The organism is Agathobaculum sp. Marseille-P7918, from assembly GCF_964248325.1.
GTDB lineage: Bacteria > Bacillota > Clostridia > Oscillospirales > Butyricicoccaceae > Agathobaculum.
Genome location: NZ_CAXTXI010000012.1, coordinates 106,978 through 114,012 on the forward strand (window position 1 = coordinate 106,978; position 7,035 = coordinate 114,012).

The window sequence follows — 7,035 nt, forward strand, 5'->3', positions numbered from 1 at the left end:
GTAAGTCTTGAAAAAGATTTACTGCTTTTTTTGTTGTCCGGCTCCGCTCCCGGCCATTTTGCCCCCTGCCGGTTGTAGTAGTAAGCGAGGAGGGAATTTTTCTGCCCTGGTGTTTGGCATTTGGAGCATTTACCCGTAGTAGAGGGCAAAGAGAAAGGATTTCTCCAACACCGGGTAGAAACCACTGCGTCCGGTGTCATTTTAGCGAAAGCGGGCAGGAATGCCCTTTACAGGATTAGTAGTAGCAGAAAAAGAGAAACAAACTTTTGTGGTTGCAGTTTTCCAAAAAAGTGGCGGACGGAAGTGAGAGAAAGTTTGCAGTCACGGAGAGCAAGTTTCTACCACGGTGCCAAAATCCGCAATTCTGCAGTTTTGCCCCTCGCGGGAAACTTGTTGGGGAGTGCCTTCCCCAAACCCTGCTCATGCGCCCTTACGGGCGAGAAAGGAGGTCACACCATGCGAAAGAAATACAACACGCCCCACCGCAGCCGCGTTGTGAAAACCCGGCTGTCCGAAGATGAGTATGCCGACTTCACAGCGCGGCTTGCGCCCTATGGTATCAGCCAGTCCGAATTTCTCCGGCAGGCGATACGGCGGGCGACCATACGCCCGGTTGTCCATGTGTCGTCGGTCAATGACGAGTTGCTTTCCGCTGTCGGGAAGCTGACAGCCGAGTACGGCAGGATCGGCGGCAACCTCAATCAGATTGCCCGGTATCTGAACGAATACGGCGTACCCTACAACACCCTTTCCGGCGAGGTACGCGCCGCCATATCCGACCTTGCCGTCCTCAAGTATGAAGTCCTCAAGAAAGTAGGTGACGCGGTTGGCAACACTCAAGCATATCAACTCTAAAAACGCCGACTACGGAGCCGCCGAGCAATATCTTCTCTTTGAGCATGACGAGTTTACCATGAAGCCCGTCCTTGATGAAACCGGCAGGCTTATCCCCCGCGAGGACTACCGGCTGTCCACGCTGAACTGCGACGGGGAGGATTTTGCCGTTGCGTGTATGCGGGCCAATCTCCGCTATCAGAAAAACCAGCGGCGGGAAGATGTGAAAAGCCACCACTACATCATCAGCTTTGACCCGCGGGACGGGCCGGACAACGGCCTGACCGTAGACCGGGCGCAGGCGTTGGGGGAACAATTCTGTAAAGAGCATTTTCCCGGCCACCAGGCCCTTGTCTGCACCCACCCGGACGGGCATAACCACAGCGGCAACATTCATGTGCATATCGTCATAAACAGCCTGCGGATTGAGGAAGTGCCGTTCCTGCCCTACATGGACAGGCCGGCCGATACGAAAGTCGGCTGCAAGCACCGATGTACCGACGCTGCCCTGCGCTACTTCAAATCCGAAGTCATGGAGATGTGCCACCGGGAGGGGCTTTATCAAATCGACCTCTTGAACGGCAGCAAGAACCGCGTCACCGACCGGGAGTATTGGGCGCAGAAAAAGGGACAGGCCGCGCTGGACAAGCAGAACGCCCCCATGATTGCCGATAGTATCACGCCCCGGCAGACCAAGTTTGAAACGAACAAGGAGAAGCTGCGGCAGACCCTACGGAAAGCCCTTGCCACCGCCGCCAGCTTTGACGAGTTTTCCTCTCTGTTGCTGCAGGAGGGTGTGACCGTCAAGGAGAGCCGGGGGCGGCTTTCCTACCTCACGCCGGACAGGACAAAGCCAATTACCGCCCGGAAGCTGGGCGACGATTTTGACCGCGCCGCTGTCTTTGCCGTTTTAGAGCAAAACGCCGCCAGAGCAGCCGAAGCGCCAGCCAGATCCCCCGATCCCCCACGCACCATAAAAGACCGCTTGCAGGTTGCCAGAGCCGAGATAGCCGCCCCGAAACAGGACGGAGTGCAGCGGCTTGTGGACATTGAGCAGAAAATGGCCGAGGGCAAAGGCCGGGGCTATGAACGCTGGGCGAAGATACACAATCTGAAGCAGGCCGCCAAAACGCTGTCCGTCTACCAGCAATACGGCTTTACTTCCCCGGAGCAGTTAGAAGCCGCCGTTGACACCGCCTATCAGAAAATGCGCCAGACCAGCGGCGAACTGAAAGCACTGGAAACGAAGCTGCAAGGGAAAAAGAAGTTGCAGCGGCAGGTGTTGGCCTACGCCCAGACCAAGGCCGCCCGCGACGGGCTGCGGGCACAGAAATCCGAGAAAGCCCGCGCCGCATACCGGCAGGCCCATGAGAGCGATTTTATCATAGCCGACGCAGCAGCCCGGTATTTCAAGGCGCATGGCATTACCAAGCTGCCCGCCCGGAAAGCGTTGCAGGCCGAGATCGAGCAGCTTATCTCCGAGAAAGACGGCCTGTATAACACCTATCACGAACAGAAACAGCGGTTCAAGGAGTTGCAGACCGTCAAGCGGAACATCGACCAGATTTTGCGCCGGGACGAGCCGCACCGCAGAAAGGAGCAGAGCCATGAGCGATAACCTGCCCCACATGGACTACCGCCAGCACCGGCGGGCGCGGCGGCTGGTACATGAGTGCTGTAACTACGATGAGGGGAACTGCCTGCTATTGGACGACGGGGAGCCTTGCGTGTGCGTCCAGAGCATTTCCTTTTCCCTCATGTGCCACTGGTTCCGTGTGGCTGTCCTGCCCCTTGACGGGGAGCTGGCCGCAGCCCTCTTGTGCCGGGGAAGCCGGAAACGGTGTGCCGTCTGCGGGGCGGCCTTTGTCCCCAAATCCAACCGGGGAAAATACTGCCCCGACTGCGCCGGGCGCATGAAGAAAATCAAAGCCGCCGAGAGAAAGCGGAAACAAAGGCAGAGATGTCACGCTTTAGAGCCTTTCAAACCCGCATAAATCAAGGCTTTTTTCGTGGGTGTCAAAGGGTACGCGATACATTTATCCTTTTCCCCCGGAAACGGCGTTTTAATGCGTGACAATACGCCAAAATCAACCCGAACACAGGGAGGTGATCCTATCGCTGATTATATCAGGGCAGACACGCGGCTGCCCGCCTATCTGCCGTATCCCCGTTTCCTGCTGAAAATGGAGATTTCACAGACCGCCAAGCTGCTGTATTCGCTGCTGTTAGACCGTTCCACCCTCTCCCAGAAAAACAAGTGGCTGGACGACGAGGGCAGGATTTATATTATCTATCCCATCGCGGAGATAGCAGAAATACTGGATAAAGGCAGCACCACCATCAAGGGGGCGCTTAATGAACTGGACACGGCGGGGCTGTTGGAACGGGAACGGGGCGGCTTCTCCGCACCGAACCGGCTTTATGTCAAAGTACCGCCAGTGCCACAGGTACAGTTTTCAGACCAACTGATGGCCGGAAGTCCGCCCCTCATAGAGCCGGAAAACCGTCCTACTGATGGTCAGAAAACCGACCTTATGATGGTCGGAAAACCGTCCCCTAACCAAACTACTATAAACAACCTTACAGAGAGCCAAACAAAGGGAGTGAGTGGGGGGCCGTCCGCGCCCTATGGCCGATATGGAAATATTTTTCTGTCACAGACCGAATACGACGAGTTGCAGGCAGAGTACCCTGACAGGCTGGAACGGTTCATCGAGGAAATGAGCCGCTACCTTGCCGCCAACGGGAAAAGCTACCAGAACTATGCCGCCGCCCTGCGGATATGGGCGGGGAACGACAAAAAGGAAGCCCCTAAAAAGGGCATACCAGACTACTCATGCAAGGAGGGCGAGAGTTTATGAAGAATGAAATCAACGCGGTTTTGGAGAATATGACGACCACCATCCCGGAGCCGGAGGACTACACCGGCGAGGACGGTTTACTGTACTGCGGCAAGTGCCGCAAGCCGAAAGAAGCCTATTTTGCGCCGGATAAGGCCGCTATCTTCGGGCGCGACCGCCACCCGGCAGAGTGCGACTGCCAGAGAACCGCCCGCGAGGAACGGGAAGCCGCCGAAAAGCGGCGCAGACACCTTGACACCGTGGAAGAACTGAAACGCCGGGGCTTTACCGACCCCACCATGCGGGACTGGACTTTCGAGAACGACAACGGCAGGAACCCGCAGACCGGGCTTGCCCGCCGGTATGTGGAGCATTGGGAAGATATGCGGACAGACAATATCGGCTGCCTGTTCTGGGGCGGCGTAGGCACCGGCAAAAGCTACCTTGCAGGCTGTATCGCAAACGCCCTCATGGAGAAAGAAATCCCCGTCCGCATGACGAACTTTGCTCTTATCCTCAATGACCTTGCCGCCAGCTTTGAGGGGCGCAACGAGTACATTTCCCGCCTTTGTCGTTATCCGCTGCTGATCCTTGACGACTTCGGCATGGAACGCGGGACGGAATACGGGCTGGAACAGGTGTTCAATGTGATTGACAGCCGTTACCGCAGCGGCAAGCCGCTGATCGTCACGACCAACCTTACGCTGGACGACCTGCACAACCCGGAGGACACCGCCCATTCCCGGATTTATGACCGCCTGCTTTCCATGTGCGTCCCGGTACGCTTTACCGGCGACAACTTCCGGCAGGAAACCGCCAAGCGGAAAATGGAGAGCATGAAGAAACTGATTACCGACTGAAAGGAGTATTGCCTATGGCAGATAACAAGCAGCACGACACCCGCACCACCCGCCGCCCTGACTGTGTGACGGAAATCCGCATGGGCAATTCCGTCCTTGTCGTGTCCGGCTATTTCAAGAAAGACACCACAACCACAGCCGCCGACAAAATGGCGCGGGTACTGGAAGCGGAAGCCGCTGCTACACAGGAGCCGACTTATCCGGCGTGAACCGGGGCATGGAAAAGCGGCCATGCCAGGGAGCATGACCGCTGGAACGAAAATCGGAAGTGCTTTAGCAATTCTTAATCTCATTCTCTATAAAATAATTTGCAATTTCAAAGGCTTTTATTCTTCTCTTTGCCAATGTGATTTGTGATTTATAACGCTCGGAATTATCCTTTGATTCAAATGTTTTTACTGTTTCTCTTAGCTTGTGCAGAGTTGAATCAATTTGCCTTTTGGCCGCGGTTAATTCATCTATTGTATACTTCATGTTTTCTCCTTTAACTTCTGATTTTTTTGTTAAATCAGAGTATACCACGGAGTTATGAACTTTTCTACTGCAAATATGGGACGACAACCCATACCATAAAAATCGGAAAATTGAAAAGCTGTAAAGAAGCAAATTTAACGCTTTTGCCGCTGTACAGCCCCCGCCGTTCCGTGGTACAATGAAACCACGGAATAGTGGGGCTGGCTGTCGGAAACGGAGGATTTTATGTTAAGACAAGCCACCCAAAACCTCATTACCGCCCTTTATCCGAGATTGTCCCACGAGGATGAATTGCAAGGCGAGAGTAATTCCATATCGAACCAAAAAAGGATACTCGAAACCTACGCAAAACAGAACGGCTTTACCAATCTGCGCTGGTACACCGACGACGGTTTTTCCGGCGCGAACTTCCAGCGGCCCGGATTTCAAGCCATGCTTGCGGACATTGAAGCCGGGAAAGTGGGTACGGTCATCGTCAAGGACATGAGCCGGTTAGGGCGAAACTACTTGCAGGTAGGGTTTTACACGGAAATGCTGTTCCCTCAAAAGGGTGTGCGTTTTATCGCTGTCAACGATAATGTGGACAGTGCCAGCGAGGGCATGGACAACGATTTTACCCCGCTGCGAAATCTGTTCAATGAATGGCTGGTGAGAGATACGAGCAAGAAAATCAAGGCAGTGAAAAAGTCAAAAGGCATGAGCGGCAAGCCTGTTACCAGCAAGCCGGTTTACGGCTATGTGATGGACGAGGACGAGAATTTTATTATAGACGAGGAAGCCGCCCCGGTGGTGCAGCAGATTTACCAGCTTTGCCTTGCCGGGAACGGCCCGACCAAGATTGCCCGTATGCTGACGGAGCAGCAAATCCCCACGCCGGGGACGCTGGAATATCAGCGGACAGGCAGCACCCGCCGTTATCACCCAGGCTATGAGTGCAAATGGGCGACCAACACCGTCGTTCATATCCTCGAAAACCGAGAGTACACCGGATGTCTGGTGAACTTCAAAACGGAAAAGCCTTCTTATAAGGTCAAGCACAGCATAGAGAACCCCGTCGAGAAGCAGGCCATTTTCGAGAACCACCATGAGCCGATCATCGACAAGGAAACATGGGAACGGGTGCAGGAGTTACGCAAACAGCGCAAACGCCCGAACCGCTACGATGAAGTGGGGCTGTTCTCCGGGATTTTGTTCTGCGCCGACTGCGGCCATGTGCTGTATCAGCAGCGGTATCAGAACAAAGACCGCAAACAGGACTGCTACATCTGCGGCAGCTACAAGAAGCGCACCCGCAACTGTACGGCGCACTTTATCCGCACCGATCTGTTGACCGCTGGTGTCCTGGCAAATCTCCGGCAAGTGACCGAATACGCAGCCAAGCATGAGAGCCGGTTTGTGAAACTACTTGTCCAGCAGAACGAGATCGGCGGCAAGCGAAAGACCGCCGCAGCCATCAAGCAGCTTGAACAGGCGCAGGAACGCATTTCTGAAATCAGCCGCATTATCAAGCGGCTGTATGAGGACAATGTAAACGGCAAAATCAGCGATGAGCGTTTCATGGAACTGTCGGCTGACTACGAAGCCGAGCAAGCGGAGCTGAAAAAGAGAGCCGCCGCCCTGCAAGCCGAACTGGACAAGTCACAGGCAGCTACCGTCAACGCCGAGAAATTTATGGGCATTGTCCGCAAGCACCTTGCCTTTGAAGAACTGACCCCCACTCTCTTGCGGGAAATGATCGAGAAAATTGTGGTGCATGAGTGCAGCTATGATGAGAACGGCACCCGCAGGCAGGACATTGAGATTTATTACAGCTTTGTCGGCAAGATTGACTTGCCCGAATAACCGCCCGACCTATCCGACACAATGGCCAAGTGTCGGATAGGAACGGCAAAATTTTTTGCACTTCTATTGCTTCTTTATCACACATAAGCAAAAAGCCAGGGCATTAAGCAGGTCATGGCTAATTAGAGGTAATCAAAAGAGGAAAGGAAAAGCACAATCCAGACGGAACCGGCGATACCGTCAAG

Annotated in this window: 8 protein-coding genes; 7 read left to right on the top strand and 1 reads right to left on the bottom strand. The window is 54.4% G+C overall.

Annotated features, from left to right (window positions below):
• Positions 1–456 precede the first annotated feature (456 nt).
• From ACESSO_RS14425 to ACESSO_RS14450, 6 genes are all read left to right on the top strand, one after another.
• Positions 457–855 carry a plasmid mobilization relaxosome protein MobC gene (locus ACESSO_RS14425; RefSeq protein ID WP_002596229.1) on the top strand — a complete coding sequence of 133 codons (399 nt, stop codon included), beginning with the start codon at positions 457–459 and terminating at the stop codon, positions 853–855.
• Entirely contained in the window at positions 827–2,452 is a 1,626-nt protein-coding gene (locus ACESSO_RS14430) for a relaxase/mobilization nuclease domain-containing protein (protein ID WP_002596230.1), read from the top strand. Before ACESSO_RS14425 ends, ACESSO_RS14430 begins: the two co-directional genes overlap by 29 nt.
• Positions 2,442–2,828 carry a cysteine-rich VLP domain-containing protein gene (locus tag ACESSO_RS14435; protein ID WP_002596231.1) on the top strand — a complete coding sequence of 129 codons (387 nt, stop codon included), beginning with the start codon at positions 2,442–2,444 and terminating at the stop codon, positions 2,826–2,828. Before ACESSO_RS14430 ends, ACESSO_RS14435 begins: the two co-directional genes overlap by 11 nt.
• A gap of 72 nt (positions 2,829–2,900) precedes the next feature.
• The gene (locus ACESSO_RS14440; RefSeq protein ID WP_006356266.1) at positions 2,901–3,695 is read left to right on the top strand and encodes a replication initiator protein A; all 795 of its coding nucleotides are present in this window, start codon (positions 2,901–2,903) and stop codon (positions 3,693–3,695) included.
• On the top strand, positions 3,692–4,534 hold the full coding sequence (locus ACESSO_RS14445; protein ID WP_002596233.1) for an ATP-binding protein: 843 nt from the start codon (positions 3,692–3,694) through the stop codon (positions 4,532–4,534). The genes ACESSO_RS14440 and ACESSO_RS14445 overlap by 4 nt, the downstream gene beginning before the upstream one ends.
• A 14-nt stretch (positions 4,535–4,548) precedes the next feature.
• The gene (locus tag ACESSO_RS14450) at positions 4,549–4,743 is read left to right on the top strand and encodes a transposon-encoded TnpW family protein (RefSeq protein WP_002596234.1); all 195 of its coding nucleotides are present in this window, start codon (positions 4,549–4,551) and stop codon (positions 4,741–4,743) included.
• A 64-nt stretch (positions 4,744–4,807) separates the two neighbouring features.
• On the opposite strand, the gene ACESSO_RS14455 is transcribed toward ACESSO_RS14450, so the two are convergent.
• Positions 4,808–5,008, bottom strand: coding sequence for a hypothetical protein (locus tag ACESSO_RS14455; RefSeq protein WP_002596235.1), 201 nt, complete (start codon positions 5,006–5,008; stop codon positions 4,808–4,810).
• A 225-nt stretch (positions 5,009–5,233) separates the two neighbouring features.
• On the opposite strand from ACESSO_RS14455, the gene ACESSO_RS14460 reads away from it, so the two are divergent.
• Positions 5,234–6,850, top strand: a complete 1,617-nt coding sequence (locus tag ACESSO_RS14460) for a recombinase family protein (RefSeq protein WP_002596236.1) — start codon at positions 5,234–5,236, stop codon at positions 6,848–6,850.
• The last annotated feature ends 185 nt before the right edge of the window (positions 6,851–7,035 follow it).